Source organism: Bradyrhizobium iriomotense (assembly GCF_030160715.1).
In the GTDB taxonomy this organism is placed as follows: domain Bacteria; phylum Pseudomonadota; class Alphaproteobacteria; order Rhizobiales; family Xanthobacteraceae; genus Bradyrhizobium; species Bradyrhizobium iriomotense.
The window spans coordinates 30,827-54,512 of sequence record NZ_BSOW01000041.1; the positions used below are offsets into that span (position 1 = coordinate 30,827).

Here is a 23,686-nt window from a genome sequence, read left to right on the forward strand (position 1 = left end):
GGATGCTGGACCGAGCCCAGGCGCTCGGTCCAGCATCAGCTTAGGCCGCCGCCTTCTTGGTGTTCCGGTGCACCTGTCGCTCGATCCATTCGTAGGTCTTCTCGAGGCCGGACCGCAGTGTCGCGGAAGGCTTCCAGCCGAGCTTCTGCCCGATCAGCCGGTTGTCCGAATTGCGGCCGCGCACGCCGAGCGGGCCCGGGATATGGTTCTTGTGAAGTCTCTTGCCGGCGATGTCGGCCACGATGTCGACGAGTTGGTTGATGGTGACCATTTCTTCCGAGCCGACGTTGACGGGGCCCTCGAAATCCGACCGCGTGAGGCGGATCGTGCCTTCCAGGCACTCCTCGATGTAGAGGAAAGAGCGGGTCTGGGTGCCGTCGCCCCAGATCTCGATATCACCGCCACTGGTTGCCTGCGCGACCTTGCGGCAAACGGCGGCCGGCGCCTTCTCCTTGCCGCCGTCCCAGGTGCCCTCGGGTCCGAAGATGTTGTGATAGCGTGCGACGCGGTTGCGCATGCTGTGATTGCGGTTGTAGGCGAGGTAGAGGCGCTCCGAGAACAGCTTCTCCCAACCATACTCACTGTCGGGGTTCGCCGGATAGGCGGAATCCTCGGCGCAGTTCGGATTGTTGGGATCCATCTGGTTGTGCTCAGGATACATGCAGGCCGAAGAAGAATAGAACATGCCACGCACATTCCGTTTCTGGCAGGCATCAAGCATGTTCAGGTTGATCGTGGCCGAGTTGTGCATCACGTCGGCGTCGTGCTCGCCGGTGAAAATGTAGCCAGCGCCGCCCATGTCGGCGGCAAGCTGATACACCTCGTCAAACCTGCGGTCGGTGATCTGGCGGCAGAAGTACTGATCCCGGAGATCACCGACCGCGAAATCATCCGCCTCAGTCTCCGCGAAGGGAGGGAACTTGAGGTCGACGCCGCGGACCCAGAAGCCTTCGCGCTTCAGCCTTTTGACCAGGTGTCCGCCGATGAAACCGCCTGCACCGCAAACCAAGGCAGTCTTAGTCATGAATTTCCCTTTCGCGCACGGATAGCATGTTGGAATACTGTTTCAAAACGGTCCGCGACCCGCTTGATGTCGTAATTGTTTAAAGCAAAATTCCTACCACTTTCGGCTGCGCCCAATCGTAACGCATCCTCTTCCATTAGCCGAAGCGCGGAGTTCAAGAACCCAGCCCTGTCAGTGGGGGCGACAACTAGGCCCGCGCCAATTCGGCCCACCACCTGCGACGCGAGGTTTTCCGCTGGCGCGGCGAGCAGTACCGGGCGTTGTGCGCAGAAATATGACTGCACCTTGGAAGGAACCGAGAACATTCCGGCGTCCGGCTCGATTGTTGCGACTGTGACATCCGATGTTGCAAGCACCTTAGGAAGATCGGAGAAGGGTTGCAGCGGTAGGAGAATTAGGTTGTCAATTCCTTGTTCCTGCTTGGCGTGCTCAAGATTCGCGACCCCGACCCCTTGGCTCACGACGACAACGTTGGCGCGTCCCTTCACCTCCTTGGCGAGGTCGATGAGCAGTTGAGGATTATGCTTCAGCGCGAGTGTGCCGGAATAGAGGAAGTTGAACGTGTGAGCGATTTTGTGATGGCGCGCCCATTCATTGTCCTTCGGCAGAGGCGAGATCTCGTTCAGCGCGCCCCAGTTCTCGATCGTGAAGATCTTGGCCTTGTCCTTGACCCACTTTTTCGCGACGTCAGCAAAAGAATCGGTGATTACGACGATCGCGTCGGAATTTGCAAACTGACCGCGCTCGAGAAATGTGTAATAGGCGCCAATCGCAGCACCTACGGTACCCATCTTCTTTCGCAGCAGCTTCGAGACAGCGATGCTGTAAAAATCCTGAACCCAGAACACAAAGGCCGCACCGCTTTTGCGGGACGTCTTGACGATTGTGGACTGAGCTTCCGTCGGCGTGTTCCCCGAGATAACGAGATCCGGTTTTAATGCGGGAATCAGCTCTGCGACCGCTTTTCCGTAGGCGACATCGTCGAACCGGCGTCGTACGAATGACGCTTTATCATAGGGGCGTGAGAGGGGCACTCCTTTGAAGGACAGGTTGACCGGATCGGAGGAGGAGCGCTCAAGGCGGCCCTTGGGGCCAGGATCGCCCTGGAAATAGGCATGGGTGACCTGATGTCCTCGCGCAGCGAGCTCGCGGCTCAGATCAACCTGAAACGGGTGGCCAGCATAGTCGTGAACCAAAATATTCAAGATAGCACCTGGCCCACGCCCAAATTTTTACCGGATCCGTTTGCCGATGACATGCCCTAATCCATGTGTACTGTCCATTGTTCTGTACCTTAACCGTTAACGGCATGACAGACTTATGTGATTTGCACATTTGGAATAGTACTTGCTAGCAGATCTTGTGAGCGTCAGATGACAGGGGACCGTTTGTGACTGATTTGTGTTCGGGTGATCTCGCCTACTCCAATGGACAGCGCATTATCCCCCTGATCATGTGCGGCGGTGCCGGCACGCGGTTGTGGCCCGCTTCGCGCGAGGTGCGCCCCAAGCAGTTCTTGCCGCTGTTCGGCGCGCGCTCGACCTTCCAGGACACGCTGTTGCGCGTCTCCGATGGCGCGCTGTTCGATCGTCCGATCGTCATCACCAATCAAGCCTATCGTTTCATGGTGCTGGAGCAGCTCGCCGAGATCGGCATCGAGGCCGATGTGCTGTTGGAGCCGATGCGGCGTGACTCAGGCCCCGCGATTGCGGCCGGCGCTGCCTTCGCGCAGGGCCGCGACAACGCGGCGATCGTGCTGGCGCTCGCCGCCGATCACGTCGTGCGCGACAAGGCCGCGTTCGTCGCGGCCTGCCGGCAGGGGCTGGTAGCCGCGGGCGAGGGGCGCATCGTCACCTTCGGCGTCAAGCCGGAACGGCCGGCGACCGAATATGGCTACATCAACCCCGGTGACGCGGTCGCGGGCGAGGTGCGCGCGGTCACGAAATTCGTCGAGAAGCCGGACGCGATGAAGGCGGCCGACTACGTCAACTCCGGCTATCTCTGGAACAGCGGCAACTTCATGTTCCCGGCCGCCGTATTGCTCGACGAATATCGCAAGGTCGATCCGGCAAGCGTGCAGGCGGTCTCCGAGGCCGTCGCGAGCGCCGGCCACGATCTCGGCTTCGTCACGCTGGAGCCGAAGGCGTTCGCGTCCGCCAAGGCGATCTCGATCGACTATGCGGTGATGGAAAAGACCGCGCGCGCCGCGGTCGTCCCGGTGTCCTGCGGCTGGTCCGATGTCGGCTCCTGGCTTGCGGTATGGGAGCTCTCGGAGAAGGACGCGCAAGGCAATGCCGCGCACGGCACCGCCGTGTTCGAGGACTCGCGCAATTGCAAAGTCACGACCGACCAGGCGCTGGTCGCGCTCGAAGGCGTCGACGATCTCGTCGTGGTGGCGACCGCCGACGCCGTGCTGGTGTCACGCCAGAAGGACGCCAACGGCCTGAAGCGCATCGTGACCAAGCTGAAGACGGTGGCCCCGAAGGTCACCGAGGAGCACCTCAAGGTGCATCGCCCGTGGGGCAGCTATCAGTCGGTCGACAATGGCGCGCGCCACCAGGTCAAGCGCATCGTGGTGAAGCCGGGCGGGCGGCTGTCGCTGCAGAAGCATCACCATCGCGCCGAGCACTGGATCGTGGTCCGCGGCGCGGCCCAGGTGACCGTGAACGAGGCCGTGAAAACCGTGCACGAGAACGAGTCGGTCTACATCCCGATGGGCGCAGTGCACCGGCTGGAGAACCCCGGTAAAATCATGCTGGAGCTGATCGAGGTCCAGACCGGCAGCTATCTCGGCGAGGACGATATCATCCGGATTGAAGACGACTATCAAAGAGCATGACTGTCCACGCGACGAGCGCCTCTTAGCAGTTGCGGATACGCAAACCTAGGTCTGATTATCGATGCCATCTTCCGAACGCATTCCTCGTCGCATCCACTATATTTGGCTCAGCGATGACGAGCTCCCAGAACTCAACAGACGTTGTATCGAGAGTTGGCGGCGCCACATGCCAGACTATGAGATTGTCCGGTGGAACATGGAAAGAGTGTCGTCCTTTGATGCGAAATTTGTGCGTGAGGCGCTCTCGGCTCGAGCTTGGGCGTTTGCATCGGACTACATCCGACTAAAGGCGCTCGCGTTAGAGGGAGGAGTCTATCTGGACTCTGACGTTGAGGTCTTCAAGCCCTTTGATCGCTTCCTCAAGCATCGTGCGTTCTCGTCAATCGAGCACTGGCCCGAGATCAAGGAAATCGCAGTTGAGGGCGCTATTCTGGGCGCTGAACAAAACCACCCTTGGGTCAAAGCTTGCATCGAACGTTACGATACTCGTTCCTTTATCAAGCCAGACGGTACGCAGGACCGCACGATCGTAAGCAGAATTTTGGCCCAAGTAGCAGCTGATGGCTTTGGCTTTCAGTATCGGGTGGAAGAGCAACATTTGAGGGACGATTTTCATCTCTATCCACCCGTAGTTCTTACCCATCGAGCAGGCCCCTTCTCCACGGAAGAAACTTTTGCGATACATCATTGTGTCGGTGCTTGGCGTCCGCCCAAGCCGCTTTGGAAACGCATGGTTCGCAAGCTCGTCCCAAAATAGATGAAGACCGATCTCCGACCCGAAGACTAGTCCATTCTGGAGTTTGCGCTGTCCAGTGGAGAGGCTTTATTGTTGGATGAAAGGCGGGTCGATCGGTCCCTTTCAACTTGGGTCGAGGTCCTTGGAGAGGAATTTCCTCTATCGTTCTTGAACGAACAAGCCTTCGGTGTGCGGCGATGCCAAGCTTCCATTTATCTCGTTGAACTTTGTCAGGGGGGGCTATGTCGTCCAAGTTTTGTTGGGGCTTACTCATCGCATGGATTTCGATGTCGGGGTCTTCCGCAGCTGATCCGGTGATGATCATTGATTTCTCTTGGCAAGGCACAAAGGGGTGCGTCACCCTTTTTCCGAACCCTGAGATTCGAATTCGCAATGTTCCCGCCGACGCGAAGCTATTGTTACTGACATTGACGCAAGGGGTGAGGGAAATGGGCGGCGAGGAAGTGCCGATGCCTGCGAATGGAATTGTGCCTGCGGGGAGCATTCGAACATTCGGCCCTTGCCGGCCCGATGTGTACCGATGGACAGCAGTGGCAAAGTCCGCGACGGGGAGATTCTTGGCCGAGGCCCGTCAGGCTCGCTTCTATCCAACCGATGAGCTTGCGCCAGAAAGGCCGTAACGGCGCCCACCGGGCTGCGACCGGCGCATCCGGACGATCGGGAGCGCACGCCGGGCCGAGGCCGGCGCAAGCCATATTCAAAGTGCTGCTAACCAGTTAGTCGGCAACGTGGCAGCTTCTGCGCATGGGCAGAAACCTGTTGTTCGCGGACGAATTGTCCCGTCGCATCCATCTTAGCGAGCGCCGAGTCAAGCCTCCGAGTAGCCACGCCAGGGTGGCAATGCCCGTCGTCAGCCGCCCCCGTGATTGACTGGTTAGCAATTCGATCGCATCCCGAATTTGGCCGCGATCGATCGCACGCAGTGCGAGCGATCGTGCGAGTATCGTCCGGCCGCGCGCAAACTGAAGGGCCAGCGCCGGGTGTGCAGCGACGAATTCGGCTTCTACCAGCCGCCTCGATTGCATCATTTGTTTGAAGTCGTCTGACATGGAGCCGGGCGAGATACGATATCCGACCAGATATTCGGGCACCATCGCTATTGCGTATCGCTCTGCAATCTGCAGATAGAGTTTCCAGTCTTCGCAGCCTTGTCCGCCACGAGAACGGAGCGACTCGTCGAAACTTCCTGCGGCAATCAGTGCTTCCCGTCTGATGAGCGCGTTGCTGCCACTGATGACAACGTTGCCCAGACACATCTGCGCAAAGATGCTTCCTTCCAGCCGCATCGGCGGGGCTGAGCCGGTGATGGTGCCGTGGTCATCAATCCAGCAACACCACGCATACACCAGCGCAGTTTCTGGTCTGCTCTGTTCGAAGCGCTCAAGCTGCCGTTCGAGCTTCGTCGGATACCAGAGATCATCTGCATCAAGTGTGGCGACGAACTCACCCTGTGCTTCGGCAATTCCGCGGTTGCGAGCCGACGCCACTCCACCATTGTCCTTGTAAACGTAGCGAACTCTCGGATCACCCTGGACGAGGAGCGCGGCAACTCCCTTAGTCTGGTCGGTGGAGCCATCATCGACGATAATGACTTCGAGATTGCGGTAAGTCTGATTCAACGCGCTGCTAACCGTCTCACGAATAGTGCTTGCGGCGTTAAAAGCCGGCACAACTACCGAAATCAATTGACTGGAAAAGCGATGATGAGAACGCACAACTAATCTTAATGCTGAATCTCGATTAAACTGTATTGGTCGGCTAAATTGCCTAGAATTTTATCCGTAAGCTCATTGGATTGCGAGACTTGAAGGTCTACAAGGTAAATTACGCGTAGTTTCAGAGGGTTACGCCATTGGCGCTTCAGAAAAAGAGAATTTTAGTTACCGGTGGCGCGGGATTTTTGGGTTCCCATTTGTGCGAGAAGTTACTTGGGCTGCTGAAGTGCCCTCGCTTTGAACTTATGCGGCACGACATAACCTTCCCGCTGTATGTCGAGGTTGAAGATATGCAATCTGGCGTGCCCGGCCAGCCCCATCCACTATCAATACGATCCGGGACAGACGACGAAAACAGCGTGCACGGGTCAATCAACATGCTGGGGCTAGCAAAGAGAGTTAAGGCGAAAATTCTGCAGGCCTCAACCTCGGAGGTTTACGGACATCCTGAGGTGCATTCGCTGGAGGAGAGCTATTGGGGCAGGGTGAATCCCATTGGTCCGCGTTCCTGCTACGACGAGGGTAAGCGTTGTGCCGAGACGCTGTTCCTCGATTATCGGCGGCAACACAATCTCTCGATCAAGGTCGCGCGTATCTTCAACACTTACGGTCCGCGAATGCAAGCCCACGACGGCCGGGTCGTTTCGAATTTCATCGTACAGGCTCTTACGGGCCGGCCAATTTCGATCTTTGGCGATGGCAAGCAGACCCGCTCCTTCTGCTATGTCGGAAATCCGGTCGAGTTCACAATAATGGAACTGGCCGAGACCATCATCGAGCCGATTGGGTCGAAGTCCTCGATCGAGTTCAAACCGCTTCCAATGGACGATCCAAGACAGCGACAGCCCGGCATCGGCCGGGCGCGCGATACGCTTGGCTGGTCGCCATCTGTTCAGCCACGCGAAGGTCTTAGCAAGACGATCGTGTATTTCGACAATCTGCTGCGCAAGCAATGCGATGGGGCCGCATGACAAGAACCGTTCTCGTTACGGGTGGTGCCGGTTATGTCGGGTCGCATTGCTGCAAGGCGTTTGCCAATGCCGGATGGAGGGTCATCGTTCTCGACAATCTCTCACGTGGATGGCGAGATGCCGTGCGCTGGGGGCCGCTGATCGAATGCGACATTCGGGATGAGGCGCGGGTACGCGGCGCGCTTGAGATGTACAAGCCGGACCTGGTCGCGCATTTTGCTGCTTTAGCCTACGTGGGCGAATCCGTGGCTGATCCTGCACGGTACTACGCAAACAATACGGCCGGCACGCTGGCTCTGCTTGAGGCGATGCGCGCGATGGGGTGCCTTCGTCTTCTGTTTTCCAGCACGTGCGCGGGTTATGGAATTCCGGACCATCCGACAATCGATGAGGCGCACCCGCAGAGGCCGATCAATCCTTACGGCTGGTCCAAGATGATTGTCGAACGCATGTTGGAGGATTACGGCAAGGCCTATGGTATTGCGTCCGTCTCATTGCGGTACTTCAATGCCGCAGGATGCGACCCGGACGGCGAAATCGGCGAACGCCACGAGCCGGAAACGCATGCCATTCCTCTTGTGATCGAGGCTGCTTTGGACCCGGATCGGCCTTTCACGCTTTTCGGAACAGATTTCGCGACGCCTGACGGGAGCGCGATCAGGGACTATGTTCATGTTAACGACCTCGCGCGGGCCCACCTGCTCGCGGGCGAGATGCTTCTCGATCGCGCGGGCACGCACGTCTTCAATCTCGGTACTGGGGTTGGGACCAGCGTGTTCGAATTGATTGGAGCGGTAAAGCGTGCCGCGGGAAGAGATCCTGTCGTTCGGCTTGGTCCGCGACGTGAGGGGGATCCGCCAGTGCTTGTCGCGTCCTACGCCAAGGCTGAGCGGGAGCTCGGCTGGAAGCCGCAATGTTCGCAGATTGATTTCATCATCGAAACAGCGCTGAGATGGCGAGAGCGCGCCGCCCTTGCGTGAACACGGCTGGTTTGCGCTGAACGTGTTAGCTGAGCGTGTCGCTCGAAATGCCGTAAACAGGGCGGATCCTGATGAACCTCGTATCCATCGTAATACCCGCCTACAACGCGGAGCGCTTTATCGCACGCACCCTCGCGTCGGCGCAGGCTCAGACATATGAGAAGCTGAAAATCATTGTCGTTGACGATGGTTCGACAGACAACACCCGATCCGTCGTGGAGGCAATTGCGGCCACCGACAAGCGCTTGGAGTTGATCAGCACGCCTAATCGCGGCGTGGCTCGCGCGCGAAATCTTGGGATAGAAAACGCGCGGGGACCCTATGTAGCATTCTTGGACGCCGACGACCTCTGGCACCCCACGAAGATAGCCCGGCAGGTCGAGGCACTGGATACTCATCGTTCTGATCCGAGCTGGGGTGGCGTTTATTCCTTTCGCCGCACCATAAACGAGGAGGACCAAGTAGTCGGCACGGGTCCGATCTTAGCCGACTGTCGTGGCTATGTCCTGGCGCGAGATCTCGTGCTCAAGTTCATAGGAAACGGAAGCAGTCTGTTGGTCCATCGCGATGCCGCGATGGCAGTTGATGGATTCGACCCTTCATATGCTGACAAGGGCATCGGTGGGTGTGAGGATCTCGATTTCGAGCTCCGGCTCGCAGCGCGCTATCGAATCGAAACTGTAAGATCGTTTCTCGTTGGCTACCGCATGTATCAAGGAAATATGTCGAGTGATGGATCGCGCATGGCTAAAGCCATGATCGAGACCATTGCAAGACACGTGAAAAGCAATCCTTCGATCGCTCCACGCGTGCAGCGCTGGGCATTGGGGGGCAGCTACAGGTACGCATTTCAGGTTTTGTTGCGTGAAAGGCGATTGCTTCCCGCAGCAGCGACCTACACGAAGTTGCTTCTGAACGATCCGGCAGTGGCGATGATCACTGTGATGGAGGTATTGCGAGGGGGGATCAGTAAGCGGTTGGGGCTTGGTCGACCTGCTGGCTCGCCTCAAGCCTTCTTGGCCATGGATCCGGAGGCGGGTAAAGACGATCCCGTCGACACGCTGACGCGCATGAAACAGAAGCGGCTAGCAGATGAAGATCGGATTCTCGGAGAGGAGAAGTTTTCGTCTGTTCTGTTGCATGGAACTGCCGCAGACGAGGTGTTCCGTCCTTCGGAGCGGGCATCCCAGGCTTCGGTAACCGGAGTTCGGCAGCATCACACGGAGAGGGCTAGATGATCGCAAGTGTCCCCCTCCAAGCCCCGACCGGCTCTCGCCGCGGCTGTCGGCATGGCTACCTACACGCCAAGGACCTAGCTTATGAGCCGGTGCTTCGCGAACTCAATGTCCGCTACAAGGGGTCGGCTCTCGGCATTGTCTGGTCGCTGCTGAGTCCATTGAGCCCGGTCCATTGTCATGACGTTCCTGTTTCACTCCGTCGTTAATCGGGTATGACCGGGTCTGGAAGATCGATATTGGATGCTCGACTATGACCGCCCTGTCCCCGCTTCGTCGCATCGCAAGATTTGGCCGTCGACAATTGCGGCGTCTGATAGCGAAGGCGCCTGCGCCAATAGGCCGACGGCTGTCGCGCCGCTTCTGGAAGCCTCGGCCAGGCACGATCGATTTCGGTGATTTTGGTGAAACCGCGCCCGTCAGCTCCGATTTCGGCTTCGATAGGGGAGGTCCGATCGATCGCTATTTCATCGAGGGCTTTCTAACCCGTCATGCCTCCAGGATTCGCGGCAGAGTCCTTGAAATCGGCGACAACGAGTACACGCTCCAGTTCGGAGGCAACCGGGTTGAGAAAAGCGATGTTCTCCATGTCTACGCCGCCAACCCCGTCGTCACCATTATTGGTGACATCTCGATCCCAGGGACTTTGCCCGAGCGTGCGTTCGATTGCATCGTCCTCACGCAAACCCTGCATTTGATCTTCGACATGCCGGCGGCATTGGCGGAGCTTGCGAGGGCGCTCAAGCCGGGCGGGACGCTTCTTGTGACCGTGCCGGGAATATCTCCGATCGATCGGGGCCCATGGGGATTTACCTGGTTCTGGTCGTTGACGGAGATCGCATTGCGGCAATTGCTGGCATCCGTGTTCGAGGAAAAGGATATTGAGGTCGAGACGTTCGGGAATGTTTTCGCGGCGGTCTGCTTTCTCCAGGGATTGGCGGCCTCGGAAGTACCATACGCCAAGCTAGACGTGCTCGACAGGTCGTTTCCAGTGATCGTGGCTGCTGCAGCAAGAAGGCGGCTAGAATGACGGTGAAGCCACTGCGAAGCCTGAAGCGATCGATAGGGCGGCGGATTTTTGGCGCCGATCCGATCATACTGATGTATCACCGTGTTGCGGATATCCCCGTCGACCCTTGGGGGCTTGCGGTGCATCCGGTGCGGTTTGAAGAGCAGATGGCGTGTCTCAAGAAGCTTCGACGTGTTGTCCATCTTCACGAATTGCTCGACCTGGAACGGAGCCGCGCCCGATCGGACAAGCCGCTTGCGGCAATCACCTTCGACGATGGCTATCATGATGTTTATTCGAACGCGCGACCGGTATTGCAGCGGCTCGATTGCCCAATGACGCTGTTCGTGACGACCGGGATCATCGGCACGGACAGGGAGTTCTGGTGGGACGCCGTCGCACGGGTCTTCCTCGAAACCGCCCACTTGCCGGAGAACCTCACACTGAACATCGCGGGCCACGAGTGCCGCTGGGCGGTGCCGCCGTTCTCGGAGCGCGAGGCGCGTGAACGGGTTTTTCGGGAGGTTTGGACCCAATTGCGGGTCCGGCCGCATGAGGATCAAACGAATCTTCTGGCGGAGATCGGCAAGTGGTCGTCATGCGATCTTGCAGCCCGGACCATGTATCGTGTCATGACGGCGCAGGAGGTCCGGATTATTTCCGACGACCTGATCACAATCGGGGCTCACACGCTGACACATCCGACCTTGCCCGCGCATGATGCGGAGATTCAGTTCAAGGAGATAGTGGAAAGCCGGCGTGCCTGCGAGGAACTCACGGGCACGACAGTGCGTACCTTTGCCTACCCATTCGGCGATCATAGTGATGCGACTGTACAAGCGGTTCGAGCGGCCCGCTTCGATTTCGCCTGCACGGTGGACGCTCGCGCTGTCGGGCGTAACGTCGAACCGCTCAAACTACCGCGGATCTACGTGGGAGATTGGACGGGCGACGAATTTCAGAAGAGAATTGAGGATCCTTCGCTATGACCGCAAAGCGGATCACTATCATCAGGCGTCGAAGCGGCTGGTTCGACCTCGACTTGCGACCCGCCTGGGAGCGCCGCGAGCTTCTGCTGCTATTTGCCCAGCGGGACGTTGTGGTGCGTCACAAGCAGACCTTGCTTGGCCCCGGATGGCTGGCTCTCCAGCCGCTCGTCTGGGCGGTAGTCTTCACCGTCACCATCAGCGGCGTGGCCGGGGTATCGACCGCGAATCAACCAGCGCCGTTATTCTATCTTTCGGGGCTGATTGTGTGGTCCTATTTCTCGCAGGTTATATTCGCCACCAGCCAAGTCTTCATCGAGAACGAGGACCTCTTCAGCAAGGTTTACTTTCCCCGCATCATTGTCCCCTTGTCGTCGCTGATTTCGACTGCAGTAACGCTTTTGATTCAGTTCTCCGTTGTCGTTGTGTTCGTTGTTGCGTTTCAATGGATGGGAAGGACGGATGGGCTCTCATGGCGTATTGTCGCGTTTGCATTGGTAGTGCTGCATCTTGCGGCCTTCTCGCTGGCGGTCGGACTCATTCTTGGAGCGTCAACAGCAAAGTACCGCGATTTGAGGTTCATGACGCCGTTCCTGGTCCAGGTCTCGATGTTCATTACGCCGGTTCTCTATCCCTTCACCGCCATTCCAGAGCAGTACAGAGTGGCGGCAAGCCTTGCCAATCCCTTAGCCGCAATCGTCGAAGAGAGCCGCTGGTGCCTGCTCGGCGAGTCCATGCTCACGCCGGGCCAACTCGTTGCGTCGCTTCTTACGACGTCCATCGCTCTGGCATGCGGTGTGCTCCTCTATCAGCGCGTCGAGCGCACGGTCATGGATACGATCTGAGATGCAAGACAAGGTAGCCATCGAGGCGCGCGGCCTCTCTAAGAAGTATCGGCGCGGGGCCATCGGCATGAGCTCCATGCGCGAGGAAATCTCGCTGTTTCTTGCTCGCCGACGCGATCAGCGGCAGGGACAATCGAACAGTGAGTTCTACGCGCTGAAGGACATCACATTTTCGGTTCCGGCCGGAAGTGTTTGCGGAATTATCGGCCGCAATGGTTCGGGCAAAACTACCCTTCTCAAGGTGCTGACGTCGATTACCGAGCCGGAGGAGGGGGAGGCGAGACTCAAGGGACGCGTTGGGAGTCTGCTTGAGATAGGCGCTGGCTTCCATCCCGAGCTGGATGGGATCGAGAACATCTATTTGAACGGTGCGATTCTCGGAATGAGCAAGTCCGAGATTACATCGAAGCTGGATCGTATCATCCAGTTCGCTGACATCGGCGCCGTCCTGGAGACGCCCGTCAAGCGCTATTCCTCCGGCATGTATGTCCGCCTGGCCTTCGCGATCGCCGCACATCTCGACCCCGATATCCTGTTGGTGGATGAAGTCCTGGCGGTTGGGGACGCCGATTTCCAGCGCAAATCGCTCGCCAAGATGAAGGATGCCGCAGGAGAAGGCCGAACCGTACTGTTCGTGAGCCACAACATGGCCATGGTCCGCCAGCTCTGTGACATGGCCGTGTGTCTCGCAGACGGGCGTCTGAAGCAGATCGGCGCATCCTCTTCAGTTATCGACACCTATCTGCTGGACTCGACCCCACGATCGGTTCACGGTGAACGGACCGGGACGGAGGAGCTCTGGGGAGAGCTCCGTATTCTTGAACCATCGTCCGGGACGCCGTGCGGACATCTCAAATTCGGCGGAGACTACGATTTCGTGCTTCGGCTGGGTGCCAAGGAGCCATTCAAGCGGGCCGTCGCGCAGGTCAGCGTTTTCGATCAGGAGGGAGCACTGATCTCGTCCTTCGAAAGCCTCGCGGAAGGTGTCGACCAGTTCGACATCAGGCAACAGGTCGAAGTCGTGTTCAACGTACGTTCGCTGGGCCTGTTGCCAGGGACCTATGTTGCAGGTTATTCGCTCTATACTTGGGGAGAGGACCAGGCAAGACTCTCCGATGAAGCCAGTCTGAGCTTCGAGGTCGTTGCAGCGACTGTCAACGATGCGTATTGGCCCTACTTAAGGGAGCATGGGATTGTACGGCTGTCTCATTCGGCCGAATTGCGTGTTATCGACTAGCCCGCTCCTGCTCGTTGGAGTCACGACGCTCTTCCCCTTCGCGGTCCATTATGATCGTAGATGATCTCTAACTTTGGATCTGACCTTCGATGTTATCATCTCAAGCGTGGCCGCGGGAGACATCGCCAGTGCCCGCAGCGACATTCGGACAGATTTAGCAGGCTCAGTTCGGAAAAGCTGGAAAGCGTCCTCACTCAATACGCGTGCATAGTAGTCCCTCCAGAATCGAGTTCCGTCGCGCACAGCAAGCCGGACGTCCCTCGAAATGTCGCCTGTGAGTTGACGATCCAAGACACTTAGTGCGGCTGCAAGCATCATTGGCCGGTTCCTGGACATGTTGGCATCGTGCATTCGATACTCAGCGATAACCTCATCGTGCGAAACGAGTTGGCTTGTCTTGGCCAAGCGCACAAACAGCTCATAATCTTCGCAAGCCCGCATAGCCTCGTTAAATCCAGTAGCGGCCGCGAGTCTATCGCGTCGATAGATAACGGTTGCGTGCATGCCAATAAAATTGCCTATCCTGAGAAACTGAAGATAGGGATCATCGAGCCTCGCGACGTAGTTTCTGCCGGAGATGGTCTTGCCAGCCAGATTGATGTAGCGGTAGGCACCATAGGCCAGAACTGCCTCCGGATGCCTCTCCAGCATCCGCTCGCCCATTTCGATGGCTTCTGGCAGCAAACGATCGTCGGCGTCCAAGAAAGTGACGTAGTCCGATGCGGTAGCGGCGAGGCCGGCGTTGCGAGCGGCTGACAAACCGCGATTACCTTGCGTGATGAGTCGTACTTTTGGATGTCGTTCCACGACTGAAGCAGGGTCGTCAACCGATCCATCATCAACCACAATGATTTCATCTGGAGGCCGGCTTTGGTGAAGACAGCTCTGGATGGACTCTTCAAGAAAGCGAGCTTGATTATAAGTTGTTATGATGACCGCGATCATTATGCGAGCTATCCTATCCGTCGGATTCGTTGCGGAAGGCGCGATAATCTGCCGCGAGCTTCAAGCGGAGAATCTCACGACGGATAGCGCAATTATTGGTTAGATGTCGCTATCACTTTACTACATTGCAGATCCGGCCGAGAGGGTGACTGCCGCGCAGAGCATCGGTAATATTAACGTAGGAAGTTCGAATGGGTACTAAGTTCCGGACAGCTGAAGACGACCGGATGTGCGTCCATTTGAGGTGCCGAATGGCAAGCAGTACTGGGCGGCTAGTCCCACTTAACGAGAACGGATTAGCCTAAGAGCTCTTGCCAGGATGCGTCTTGGTCTTAGCCTTTGAGCCAGCTGGCGGCCGCACTCGGCCGCCAGCTCAATTCTGTCCTGCAGGGTTGCCGGCAAACGCGGTGCCAGGCTGCGTGCAAACGCGAAACGTATCGACCTATCCAGCCGGGGAGTCATCAGGTTTGAGTCAACGATGTAGATGTTAACCCATTCAAGAAAATTAATGCGCGCGGAGTGAGGCTTCATGCGGTCATAATCACCGGATGCTGTCGCGCGGGCCGAGGTGGAATCGGCATGCTGTCGATACCGGCTGGTCGGAGTGTCTGCCACGAACGCTGGATAGCGGAGCAACAGTTTTACCAAAAGAGTTTGATCTTCGTAGAGTCGAAACGACTCATCGAATCCTCCGACGGACTGCAAAGCTTCGCGACGGACCATGATGGCGCAAATGCAAGGGACTTGGGAGCGTTGACGAAGGATGACCTTGTCCAGCAGTTTTGGTGGCATGTGCAAACGGCCGGATTCGCTCGGCATCTGCTCCGTCCAGTTTTGAGAGGGGTCGTCGGGAAACCACCATAAGGTCGGTCCGTACGTCAACATTGCCTGAGGGTTTGCCTTAAACGCTTCGAGGTCCTTTTCAAACTTTTTCGGTTCGAACAGGTCATCGCCATCAAGGAATGTTATGAACCTGCCAGATCCAATTCGTAATCCGGTGTTGCGGGCTGCCGCCGCGCCACGACCATTCGACCGAACGAGACGGATTCTCGGATCTTCTGCCGCGGCCGCGGCCGCGATCTCGACACTTTGGTCGGAGGACCCGTCATCCACGAGTATCATCTCCCAATCGATGAACGTTTGCGCGCGCACGCTTTCGATCGCCGCAGATAGATATCGCTCGAGGTTGAGAAAGGGAGTGATGACGGAAATGACCGGCATTAGCTAGGTATCAACCTGCGTAAGATGGCTCTCGGTTTACGAAAGACGGCTTTCAAGTGCTCCGATGCCAGCAGCCAAAGTTGCTTACGAATGAGTGACTGAACCAGTTTGGATACCCTTGGATCTGCGGTTGTGTTCCCAAGGTATCGTTTGAGCCAGATTAGGAAGCGAAAGCGTGCCCGCGCATCTCTATCTGCGGCGGCGGATACGGCGCCCGCACTTGAGCTATGCTGGCGATACTTGAACAATACCTCCCCAGACACAAAAAAGGAGGCAATCAAAAGGGCCTTGGCAAAGAACACAGCGTCTTCGAACATGCCCCCGAAGGCGGGCTCAAACCCGCCGGCCTCCTCCACCAGGGTTCGTCTCAAAAGAGAGCCACTTGTAGTCGGGCTCTGGTAGATGTTGAGCAATTGCGAAAGGAGCAGCGCCGGCGGATGATGAATCTGATCTGGCGTCACGCCAAGCTCGTAAGAGAAGTCCGGTTCGTTCGTATTCCCGCCCTCCCACGAATGCCAAATGAGCGCTCTTCCATAGGTTGCGCCCACACAAGGCTGTGCATCGAGGATCGCGACCTGGGCAGCCAGTTTGTTAGGGAGCCACACGTCGTCGGCATCCAGAAACGCGACATATTCGCCACGCGCGTGCGAAAGTCCCAGGTTGCGCGTCGCGCTCATTCCATGATTTTGCTCATCGGCATGGCGCAACCAACGAACAAGACCGGGGAAGGTTTGCGCAAATCTCTGCGCGATTTCACGACTTGAATCTGTTGAACCGTCGTCGACGACGAGAAGCTCCCAATCGGTGAAACTTTGCGCCAGCACGCTTTTGATTGCTTCGCCGAGGAATTTCTCTCCGTTATAGACGATAATAATGCAGCTGACTTTGGGCGACATAGATTTCAATAGCCATAACTGCGGACCACGCGTTTGGGCTCGCCAGCCTTGCTAGTAGCTCAGACTAGGTCGGCATGTCCGCACTGGAAACCACCAAAGAGTGCATCGGATTCGAATCCGTTCGATTTTGCGAGCGAGATCAGGCCGACATATAGTTGTCAACCGATGCATTCCGACCTGCTCAGGCGTGCCTCGACCTGCCGTCAATCGGGTAACCAGCAAAACCAAGCCATTCGACCGATCGCCGGCAGCCCTCATCGAAGGTTATAGGCGGGCAATAACCCAATTCGCGTTCGGCGCGCGCGTATGGTGGCCGGTATGACGAGGTATGCAACAATGCGCGCTCCAGCGTAACGGGGTAAGAGGCTGGGTTTTCCGTATTGAGAGGCCAACGCATCTCACGAATGGCCGCCTTCACAGCCGCTCTTGCCGGGCGCGGAACGATCCAGCGCAGGCTTTGATATGAATTCATTGCCCCCACTCTCTGCGCCAAGGAGGGACGCTCATCCACCGCGTCAGCCATCTTTGGGGTTGGTAAACCGTCCAGATCGTAACCCAGCGCCTCGCAGATTGGAAGATAAAGGTCTCGCCACGTGACTGCCTCCGCGTCTCCCAAAAGGAACGCCTTACCGTCAACGTTTGGCGCAACCAGCGCCAGTTTGATCGCGTGAACGAGATTGTCCACGTAGATCGAGTTGCACACGCCCCACCCGCCTTCCGTAAGGTATGCCGTGCCGTTCAGAATCTCGTCTGCGACGCCACCAGTCCATTGCGACCGCGGGCCAAAGACAATCCCGGGCCGCAATATCACGACTTCGACTCGACCGATCTCTCGGAGCCGTCCGAGCTGTTGCTCTGCGACGACCTTTGCGCTGTTGTAAGCGAGTGGCTGCCTTTTGGAGAGCGGCGTCGTCTCGTCTACGCCAGTTGCCGGCGACTGCCCGTGAACAGAGGCAGAGCTGAGATAAATCAGCCGTCGCACGTTGGATCTCATGGCCGCGCGGTAGACAGGCTCTATGGAGCGGACGATTGTCTTTGGGTCTCCTGCTATTGCCATGATGACATTGTCACAGCCTTCAAATGCAGCAGTCAAAGAGTTTGTATCGAGAGCATTCGCGATCTGAACCGGAAGATCAAAACGTCGTGGAAGCGCAGCTCGCGAGGGTCGCTGAACGACGGGGCATACATCCACGTCACCGTCGCGTTGAAAAATCTCAACGGTTCGATTGCCGATAAATCCGCTTGCACCCAAAACCGCGATCCGTCGCATCATTCCGCATCCAAGTTCGCGCGCTTGCGGCTAGAGCATCCAGCCGGCAGACATTGGAGCCCGTGTTGCATAACATCCTTCAATGAGTTTCAAAGTGGTGAGGGCGTCAGATCCGGAAACAATTTCTGCGTGCCCAGTTAATGCAGCAATCGTTGCCTCGAGCTGAGAATCGAAGGCGAACTCAAAATCCGGGCAGACGGAGCCGAGGGTAGGTTCAGCGCCCCGGTTGACTGGATGGTGAAGAAGCACTTCAGCAGCCGAATTAGCCCCATGAAGGCCGAACGAAAAGTTTCTGGCGTCATTTGCGATCCAAGTGAGCCAACCGTTGGTCGCCCGAACAAAATAACGATTGGGGCGTGCCCAATCGCGGCTGAGCCGGATATCCGCCTCGAAGTCGCGGAACCTTAAAGTAATCCGGCAATTGGCCTCAACGCCTCCCATGGAGTCGTCTTCGTAGACGGCGGAAAGCGGCTCGCCGAACCACCATCGGAGGAGGTCAAGAACATGTGTGCCGATGTCCAGCAGTACTCCCCCGCCGCTCTGGCTCCGGGTGAAATAGTCTGGAGATGCGACGGGCCAATCGAAGGGACCTCCCTCAAAAACATCGATGAAGGTCACGTCGCCCAAGACCTTCGAGTTGAGTAATTCCCGTATCGACCGGGTAGCTGCGAACCGACGACGCATCAGCCCAACCGACAGTAAACGGTTGCATTTCGCTGCGGCTTCGACCATGCGTTCACCGTCCTTGACATTCGTCGCGAGCGGCTTCTCACAATGCACCGCGATGCCGGATTCCAACGCGTCTATCGCCTGCCGCGCGTGAAATTCCGGCGGCGAGGCGAGAATGATCAGTTGGGTCGATTTACAAAGTAGGTCTTCGTAGGACGATACCGTTCTGGGCCCAGAGAGATTTTTTGCAAAGATGGCGGCGGCTTTCGGATCTGGGTCAAAGACCCCCTCAACATGGAGACGACCAGCTGCCTCGAGTCGTCGCAAAGCCGGTGCATAGTACAGGCGAGAAACTGCGCCGCAGCCTGCCACGGCCACTCGCACGGGCGATGAATACCTGGCTTGCGCGGTTGTCATTTCTTGGTCCCCATGCCGAGTCTCTTCGATAAGAGACGACAGAAGCGCAGCACGATCCTTGGGGAGCAGCTCAGCCGCAGTGCGCACTTGAGATGGGCATCTACCGCTTCAACATCGCCTCGTAACAACAATTCTTCTGCCGTCGTCAAAGCAACGCCGGCATAAACATTCCGAGCGCGAAGTGCTGCATGGCGTAATCGCTTCGGCAGGTAATCACGGAATATCGCGATGGCCTGGCGCGAATACTCCAACTCCTGTGCCAACCTTCTGTGGCGCCCTGTATTAGAGTCATCATGCATCCGATAGCTCGCCAGCACCTCCGGCTCGTACCAGACGTTGTACCGAGCGGCAATCCTGACCCACATTTCCCAGTCTTCGCTGCACGTGAGCCGTTCATCGAAGCCACCAAGCTGCTCGTATACCGCACGACGCACGGCTATGGACGGCGTGGCGATCCGTTGCTCTTCGGCAAGACGAGCCAGTCCATCTTCGAGGCAGCCTGCCTCCACTCGTTCCAGCGCCGAAGACGACTTGAAACGACCTTCAGGATCGACAAAAGCATGACGGCAAAAAGCCGCTCCCACGCTTTGATCGGTGTTAAACCCTCGCTCAAGAGCTGCGTAGAATCCTGGCGACACGAAATCGTCCCCATGAAGAAGGTGTATCAGGTCGCCTCTAGCTCTATTCAGGCAAGCGGCGAAATTTCGAATATGCCCGACGTTGGTACGTTGGCGATAGAACGTTACGCGCCCTTTTCCGATGCGCCTAACCATCTCGGCCGGATCGTCCATTGTTGAGGCATCGTCAATCACCTCGATCTGCATCTGCGCGATGCCCGGGTCCTGGTCCAGAACACTTCGCAATGCTTGTTCGAGGAAACGCCCGCAATTGAATGTTGGAATCATGACCGACCATGTCGGCCGCGGACCGCCGTCTATTATCGGAAGGACGCGCGATCGAAAGATGGTCGCAGGAGCAAGCAAGCTAGCGCTAATGTAGTCCTCCTTTGGCAAGGCGAATGGCGAGCCGGCATACGTCGACCAACGATACGGAACGTCCGACACCGCCTCCTCGCACGCTTCGCCAAAGGCAGTCCCACGCCAAGCGCGACTGTCCGTTTCCTGCGTACACAGTTGCCCACTCGAAAAAATACCGCGAGCAACCTTCCTGAGCGAAAGTCCGTCGTGAGGTGCCCCCAGTCTTTCCCATTCTGTGATAGAACCTTGAAATTCGATCCATTTTTTTACGGCTCGGAAGAGCGGAAAATTCGCTACTCGGATGCTGCCGATAAGCTCCGACAATTTCGTCTGCGAAAGCGATCGGTCCGTGCTCTGCGCAAAGGATGTAGAGCGACCAATCGGTGATGGGGAACAATGCGTCGTACCAGCTGCCCAACCCTTCGAGGCACGCGCGGCGAAGCATGCCGGTGCAGGTTGCAAATGGGTTGCCTTCCCAGATCTCGTTCAACGTAAACACCTTCGGTAAATCAGATCTTGTCCAGCGGCGCCTGGCGGGACACGTATCGTCGATAAGGGCGTTGTGAAAAACGGCGGAATAGTGCGGGTTGGCATCGAGAAAGTTTGCTTGCTGCTCGAGCTTATTGTTCGCCATCCAATAATCGTCACCGTCCAAGATACAAACGTAACGCCCCGCCGCACTCCTTAGCGCTCTGGCAACAACTTCATTTGAACGAATGTTTTGCTCTGAAAGCATTAGGCGAATGCGTTTGTCACGTCTTGCATAGTCTTGCACGATATCGCGCGTCCGGTCCGTCGACTTATCCTCGCTGATAATCACCTCGAGAAGGCGATCTGTCGACTGCGCCAGTACACTCTCGATTGCCTGTGCGATGAAGTCTTCGTGGTTGTAGGTAACAACGATGACGCTAATGTCGGCCGCACGCGCTTGCCCAGAGGTGTCTTCTAAATCTGCTGCGTTGTAATTGATGTTAGCCATATTGTTTAGCAGCAGAACACCAGGCTTGTGAAAGTTTAGCGTCGGTGGGCTCAAACCTCCAGCTCCTTGCGTTCCGTAGTCCGCGCGCTCGCAAGTGACGCCGGTCCGTTGGTTGGCCCAGTATGGGCCCCAAGATAGGCGAGGCGAACCCGAGAATTCAAGCCTCGTCTAAGTTGCAATACGTCAAGGGCCGATAAGGTCGCTGATTAACGCTAACCCTACCGTTAACGGAGCGGATGGGCCATGGTATGCAAGTGCTTGTCCATTGTGGGCTCGAGCGGTGCGCCGAGGGAGAGCAACGTTATGCCAATTCTAGTGACCGGCGGGGCAGGCTACATCGGCAGCCATACGGTTCTGGACCTGGTTGACGCCGACGAGGCGGTTATTGTGCTCGACGACCTCTCCAGCGGCTTCGAGGCCGCTGTGCCTCCAAATGCCCGGCTGGTTGTTGGAGACGTCGGTGACGTGATGCTCGTGTCCCGCCTCATTGCGGAGCACAACATCGATGCAATTATCCACTTCGCTGGCTCGATCGTCGTTTCCGAGTCGGTCGGGGACCCGCTTCACTACTATCTGAACAACACCAGCAAGACACGGAGCTTGATCGAGGCTGCCGTGGCAGGCGGTGTGTCGCATTTCATATTTTCCTCGACCGCGGCGGTCTATGGGTCCGAAGGGTCGCTGCCCGTTAGAGAAGGTGATCCCGTTCGGCCGCAGTCGCCTTACGGTCGATCCAAGCTGATCTCGGAGTGGATGCTGGAAGACGTTTGCAGAGTGCATCCACTCAGATATGCCATCTTGCGATATTTCAACGTAGCGGGAGCCGATCCGCAGAGAGGCATCGGGCAGGCGACGCGAGGCGCCAGTCACCTGATCAAGGTCGCAAGCGAGGCGGCTCTCGGCAAAAGACAGTTTGTCGAGGTATTCGGTACCGACTATCCAACCTATGACGGGACCTGCATTCGAGATTACATCCACGTCAAGGATCTCGCGGTTGCTCATCGGCTTGCTCTTGCGCGGCTTCGGAACGGGGGTTCAAGTCTCACGGCAAATTGCGGTTATGGTCGTGGCTATTCGGTCATGGATGTGCTGCGTACCGTCGAACAGATAGCTGGATCGAAGCTCGACATCCGCACGACGGCGCGGCGCGCCGGAGATCCTGCCGCGGTTGTGGCCGACTCAAGCCTGGCGAGATCCGAGCTTGGATGGACTCCAATCTTCGGTACCATCGATGCAATTGTCAGGAGTGCCCTCGAATGGGAGCGATTTCGATCATATTGATTGATAACGGGCAGATATAGTCGTTTCCCACGGCAGTCAGCGGCTCAGAAGCCTCGCAGCGGAATGCGACTATACAATTGGACTGAGCACCAGCAATTGCATCGCGACTCCAAAGGATGATCTGCTTGACGTGTCGCGAATAGAGGTGAGAGGCGATTGTACCGGTGAGTCGTTTATCGTGTCACTGGGTATGCCGATGACGGGCGCCGTTCGTGCATGCTTGGTCAATGCAATTCTATCTTGCCTATACCTGGCCGTGAGGGCTTGCGCCAGGTTCGACTCGCAGGCGTAGTTTCCAGCGGTCTAAAGCCGATTGGCCCAAACGCGTCACCGGCCGTTCCAGAACATGCCAGGAGATTGAAGCAAGAATAATCGTGAGGCCGACTGAGGTCAGCTTAGACAGCCAGTGAGGCAAAAAGTCAGTAAGGCCGTGTGTTTCGAGATAATACGGCACGAAGCCATGAAGCACATAAATTCCATAGCTAATCGCGCCAATATACTGAAGGGCCGAATTGTTGAGGATATTGCCGGCCATGCCATGAAAACCGGTAGAGGCGCGTGCAATGACCCAGGCAAATATCATGGCGGCGGCGGTGTCCTCGGGCGCTGCTTGCGCAAAGAAAGTCTGGCTGTCGGGCGGCATTAGAGCAAGGATCAACCAAATGCACGTGCCTGCCAGGCCGGCCAACCAAAGGACTTCTGTTCTCTTCTTGTAGAGTGCAAGCAATGCGCCCATTGCTAACGAATCAAAGTACGCTGGAGGCAAGACCCATGCTCCAAAGTCGCCGAGCCCCTCCGCGCGCCAGATCAAGCGAAATGCCGGTGCCGCCGCGATGAAAACTATCAACAGTGCTGGTAGCAGACGGCGCGGCGTAAAGTAGATGACGAACGGCCAAAACAAATAGAACTGCTCTTCAACGGCCAAGCTCCATAGGGGGCTGACAGGACCAGGCCACGCGTCGACCTTGATGACGTAGAGATTGGTGAGATACGTCACGTGCCACAAAAAACCATCACGGACCGCATTGATCCCCAAGACTGCGCAGACGGTTAAGGTGACTAGCAGAAGCGGATAGAGTCGAAATGCTCTGCGTGAGATGAAGCTGACGTATATTGGTCTGAAGGATGAAGCAGTCTCGCTTTCCCGTATCAGAATTGACGTGATGAGAAAGCCGCTAAGCACGAAAAAGCATTGAACGCCAAGCCTGCCCCAGTAAATTCCGAAGAGCCAGTACTTTTCGGTTAGATGATGCGTGTAGATTACAGCCAATATGCAAATTGCGCGCAAGCTGTGAAGCTGCGGCATGAACGCCAGCGAGCGCGAGCCGGTAGCTCTCGTGTTGGGTGGGTTATTCGGCCCCATGGCCACGAACTAATCGTCTGGAATCACTTTTTGCGCGGAAGGGCGCCATTCGGATGTGTCCTCAAAGTGC

The 23,686-nt window shown here is 57.1% G+C and carries 20 protein-coding genes and 1 pseudogene; 10 read left to right on the forward strand and 11 right to left on the reverse strand.

The features are described 5' to 3' along the window. Positions 1 to 40 precede the first annotated feature (40 nt). Together QQL28_RS38875 and QQL28_RS38880 are read right to left on the reverse strand one after the other, a co-directional pair. Positions 41 to 1,024, reverse strand: coding sequence for an NAD-dependent epimerase/dehydratase family protein (locus QQL28_RS38875; protein ID WP_284274173.1), 984 nt, complete (start codon positions 1,022 to 1,024; stop codon positions 41 to 43). After that, complete coding sequence (locus tag QQL28_RS38880; RefSeq protein WP_284274175.1) at positions 1,021 to 2,229, reverse strand: glycosyltransferase family 4 protein; 1,209 nt, start codon at positions 2,227 to 2,229, stop codon at positions 1,021 to 1,023. Before QQL28_RS38880 ends, QQL28_RS38875 begins: the two co-directional genes overlap by 4 nt. A gap of 194 nt (positions 2,230 to 2,423) precedes the next feature. Between QQL28_RS38880 and QQL28_RS38885 the strand changes: the two genes are divergently transcribed. Further along, positions 2,424 to 3,863 (forward strand): mannose-1-phosphate guanylyltransferase/mannose-6-phosphate isomerase, encoded by a 1,440-nt coding sequence (locus QQL28_RS38885; RefSeq protein WP_284274240.1) that lies wholly within the window; start codon positions 2,424 to 2,426, stop codon positions 3,861 to 3,863. Positions 3,864 to 3,924: 61 nt separating this feature from the next. Then, positions 3,925 to 4,620: a glycosyltransferase family 32 protein gene (locus tag QQL28_RS38890; protein ID WP_284274177.1), complete on the forward strand. Its 696-nt coding sequence runs from the start codon at positions 3,925 to 3,927 to the stop codon at positions 4,618 to 4,620. 716 nt (positions 4,621 to 5,336) lie between these two features. Here the strand turns inward: QQL28_RS38890 and QQL28_RS38895 are convergent. Further along, a complete protein-coding gene (locus QQL28_RS38895) occupies positions 5,337 to 6,335 on the reverse strand; it encodes a glycosyltransferase family 2 protein (RefSeq protein WP_284274179.1) in 999 nt (332 codons plus the stop codon). A 137-nt stretch (positions 6,336 to 6,472) separates the two neighbouring features. Between QQL28_RS38895 and QQL28_RS38900 the strand changes: the two are divergent. The 7 genes and pseudogenes from QQL28_RS38900 (at position 6,473) to QQL28_RS38930 (ending at position 13,598) form a co-directional block, all read left to right on the forward strand. Continuing rightward, positions 6,473 to 7,306: pseudogene (locus QQL28_RS38900) on the forward strand (UDP-glucuronic acid decarboxylase family protein). Continuing rightward, the gene (gene galE, locus QQL28_RS38905; RefSeq protein WP_284274181.1) at positions 7,303 to 8,286 is read left to right on the forward strand and encodes a UDP-glucose 4-epimerase GalE; all 984 of its coding nucleotides are present in this window, start codon (positions 7,303 to 7,305) and stop codon (positions 8,284 to 8,286) included. Before QQL28_RS38900 ends, galE (QQL28_RS38905) begins: the two are co-directional and overlap by 4 nt. Positions 8,287 to 8,357: 71 nt before the next feature. After that, the gene (locus tag QQL28_RS38910) at positions 8,358 to 9,524 is read left to right on the forward strand and encodes a glycosyltransferase family 2 protein (protein ID WP_284274184.1); all 1,167 of its coding nucleotides are present in this window, start codon (positions 8,358 to 8,360) and stop codon (positions 9,522 to 9,524) included. Between the two features lie 250 nt (positions 9,525 to 9,774). Next, positions 9,775 to 10,551: a methyltransferase domain-containing protein gene (locus QQL28_RS38915; protein ID WP_284274186.1), complete on the forward strand. Its 777-nt coding sequence runs from the start codon at positions 9,775 to 9,777 to the stop codon at positions 10,549 to 10,551. Next, a complete protein-coding gene (locus QQL28_RS38920) occupies positions 10,548 to 11,519 on the forward strand; it encodes a polysaccharide deacetylase family protein (protein WP_284274188.1) in 972 nt (323 codons plus the stop codon). The genes QQL28_RS38915 and QQL28_RS38920 overlap by 4 nt, the downstream gene beginning before the upstream one ends. Then, positions 11,516 to 12,361 (forward strand): ABC transporter permease, encoded by an 846-nt coding sequence (locus QQL28_RS38925; RefSeq protein WP_284274191.1) that lies wholly within the window; start codon positions 11,516 to 11,518, stop codon positions 12,359 to 12,361. Before QQL28_RS38920 ends, QQL28_RS38925 begins: the two co-directional genes overlap by 4 nt. Before the next feature lies 1 nt (position 12,362). Then, positions 12,363 to 13,598, forward strand: a complete 1,236-nt coding sequence (locus QQL28_RS38930; protein WP_284274193.1) for an ABC transporter ATP-binding protein — start codon at positions 12,363 to 12,365, stop codon at positions 13,596 to 13,598. Between the two features lie 48 nt (positions 13,599 to 13,646). On the opposite strand, the gene QQL28_RS38935 is transcribed toward QQL28_RS38930, so the two are convergent. From QQL28_RS38935 to QQL28_RS38965, 7 genes are all read right to left on the reverse strand, one after another. Next, positions 13,647 to 14,543, reverse strand: coding sequence for a glycosyltransferase (locus QQL28_RS38935; protein ID WP_284274196.1), 897 nt, complete (start codon positions 14,541 to 14,543; stop codon positions 13,647 to 13,649). Positions 14,544 to 14,825: 282 nt separating this feature from the next. Beyond that, the gene (locus tag QQL28_RS38940; RefSeq protein WP_284274198.1) at positions 14,826 to 15,764 is read right to left on the reverse strand and encodes a glycosyltransferase; all 939 of its coding nucleotides are present in this window, start codon (positions 15,762 to 15,764) and stop codon (positions 14,826 to 14,828) included. Continuing rightward, positions 15,764 to 16,660, reverse strand: a complete 897-nt coding sequence (locus tag QQL28_RS38945; protein ID WP_284274199.1) for a glycosyltransferase family 2 protein — start codon at positions 16,658 to 16,660, stop codon at positions 15,764 to 15,766. The genes QQL28_RS38940 and QQL28_RS38945 overlap by 1 nt, the downstream gene beginning before the upstream one ends. A gap of 181 nt (positions 16,661 to 16,841) precedes the next feature. Next, on the reverse strand, positions 16,842 to 17,933 hold the full coding sequence (locus tag QQL28_RS38950) for an NAD-dependent epimerase/dehydratase family protein (RefSeq protein ID WP_284274201.1): 1,092 nt from the start codon (positions 17,931 to 17,933) through the stop codon (positions 16,842 to 16,844). A gap of 27 nt (positions 17,934 to 17,960) precedes the next feature. Further along, on the reverse strand, positions 17,961 to 19,016 hold the full coding sequence (locus QQL28_RS38955) for a Gfo/Idh/MocA family protein (protein ID WP_284274203.1): 1,056 nt from the start codon (positions 19,014 to 19,016) through the stop codon (positions 17,961 to 17,963). Then, the gene (locus QQL28_RS38960; RefSeq protein WP_488798573.1) at positions 19,013 to 20,080 is read right to left on the reverse strand and encodes a glycosyltransferase; all 1,068 of its coding nucleotides are present in this window, start codon (positions 20,078 to 20,080) and stop codon (positions 19,013 to 19,015) included. Before QQL28_RS38960 ends, QQL28_RS38955 begins: the two co-directional genes overlap by 4 nt. Further along, entirely contained in the window at positions 20,007 to 21,026 is a 1,020-nt protein-coding gene (locus QQL28_RS38965) for a glycosyltransferase family 2 protein (protein WP_284274208.1), read from the reverse strand. Before QQL28_RS38965 ends, QQL28_RS38960 begins: the two co-directional genes overlap by 74 nt. 249 nt (positions 21,027 to 21,275) lie before the next feature. On the opposite strand from QQL28_RS38965, the gene galE (QQL28_RS38970) reads away from it, so the two are divergent. Beyond that, positions 21,276 to 22,253, forward strand: a complete 978-nt coding sequence (gene galE, locus QQL28_RS38970) for a UDP-glucose 4-epimerase GalE (RefSeq protein ID WP_284274209.1) — start codon at positions 21,276 to 21,278, stop codon at positions 22,251 to 22,253. Between the two features lie 244 nt (positions 22,254 to 22,497). Here the strand turns inward: galE (QQL28_RS38970) and QQL28_RS38975 are convergent, their stop codons facing one another. Beyond that, complete coding sequence (locus QQL28_RS38975) at positions 22,498 to 23,616, reverse strand: acyltransferase family protein (RefSeq protein WP_284274242.1); 1,119 nt, start codon at positions 23,614 to 23,616, stop codon at positions 22,498 to 22,500. Positions 23,617 to 23,686 lie beyond the last annotated feature (70 nt).

Excerpts from the sequence above, each read along its gene's own strand:
- QQL28_RS38945 (WP_284274199.1), bottom strand. The coding sequence starts at position 16,660 with ATGTCGCCCAAAGTCAGCTGCATTATTATCGTCTATAACGGAGAGAAA.
- QQL28_RS38940 (WP_284274198.1), bottom strand. The coding sequence starts at position 15,764 with ATGCCGGTCATTTCCGTCATCACTCCCTTTCTCAACCTCGAGCGATAT.
- QQL28_RS38930 (WP_284274193.1), top strand. The coding sequence starts at position 12,363 with ATGCAAGACAAGGTAGCCATCGAGGCGCGCGGCCTCTCTAAGAAGTAT.
- galE (WP_284274209.1), top strand. The coding sequence starts at position 21,276 with ATGCCAATTCTAGTGACCGGCGGGGCAGGCTACATCGGCAGCCATACG.
- QQL28_RS38875 (WP_284274173.1), bottom strand. The coding sequence starts at position 1,024 with ATGACTAAGACTGCCTTGGTTTGCGGTGCAGGCGGTTTCATCGGCGGA.
- QQL28_RS38890 (WP_284274177.1), top strand. The coding sequence starts at position 3,925 with ATGCCATCTTCCGAACGCATTCCTCGTCGCATCCACTATATTTGGCTC.
- QQL28_RS38935 (WP_284274196.1), bottom strand. The coding sequence starts at position 14,543 with ATGATCGCGGTCATCATAACAACTTATAATCAAGCTCGCTTTCTTGAA.
- QQL28_RS38910 (WP_284274184.1), top strand. The coding sequence starts at position 8,358 with ATGAACCTCGTATCCATCGTAATACCCGCCTACAACGCGGAGCGCTTT.
- galE (WP_284274181.1), top strand. The coding sequence starts at position 7,303 with ATGACAAGAACCGTTCTCGTTACGGGTGGTGCCGGTTATGTCGGGTCG.
- QQL28_RS38920 (WP_284274188.1), top strand. The coding sequence starts at position 10,548 with ATGACGGTGAAGCCACTGCGAAGCCTGAAGCGATCGATAGGGCGGCGG.
- QQL28_RS38975 (WP_284274242.1), bottom strand. The coding sequence starts at position 23,616 with ATGGGGCCGAATAACCCACCCAACACGAGAGCTACCGGCTCGCGCTCG.
- QQL28_RS38915 (WP_284274186.1), top strand. The coding sequence starts at position 9,775 with ATGACCGCCCTGTCCCCGCTTCGTCGCATCGCAAGATTTGGCCGTCGA.
- QQL28_RS38950 (WP_284274201.1), bottom strand. The coding sequence starts at position 17,933 with ATGATGCGACGGATCGCGGTTTTGGGTGCAAGCGGATTTATCGGCAAT.
- QQL28_RS38925 (WP_284274191.1), top strand. The coding sequence starts at position 11,516 with ATGACCGCAAAGCGGATCACTATCATCAGGCGTCGAAGCGGCTGGTTC.
- QQL28_RS38955 (WP_284274203.1), bottom strand. The coding sequence starts at position 19,016 with ATGACAACCGCGCAAGCCAGGTATTCATCGCCCGTGCGAGTGGCCGTG.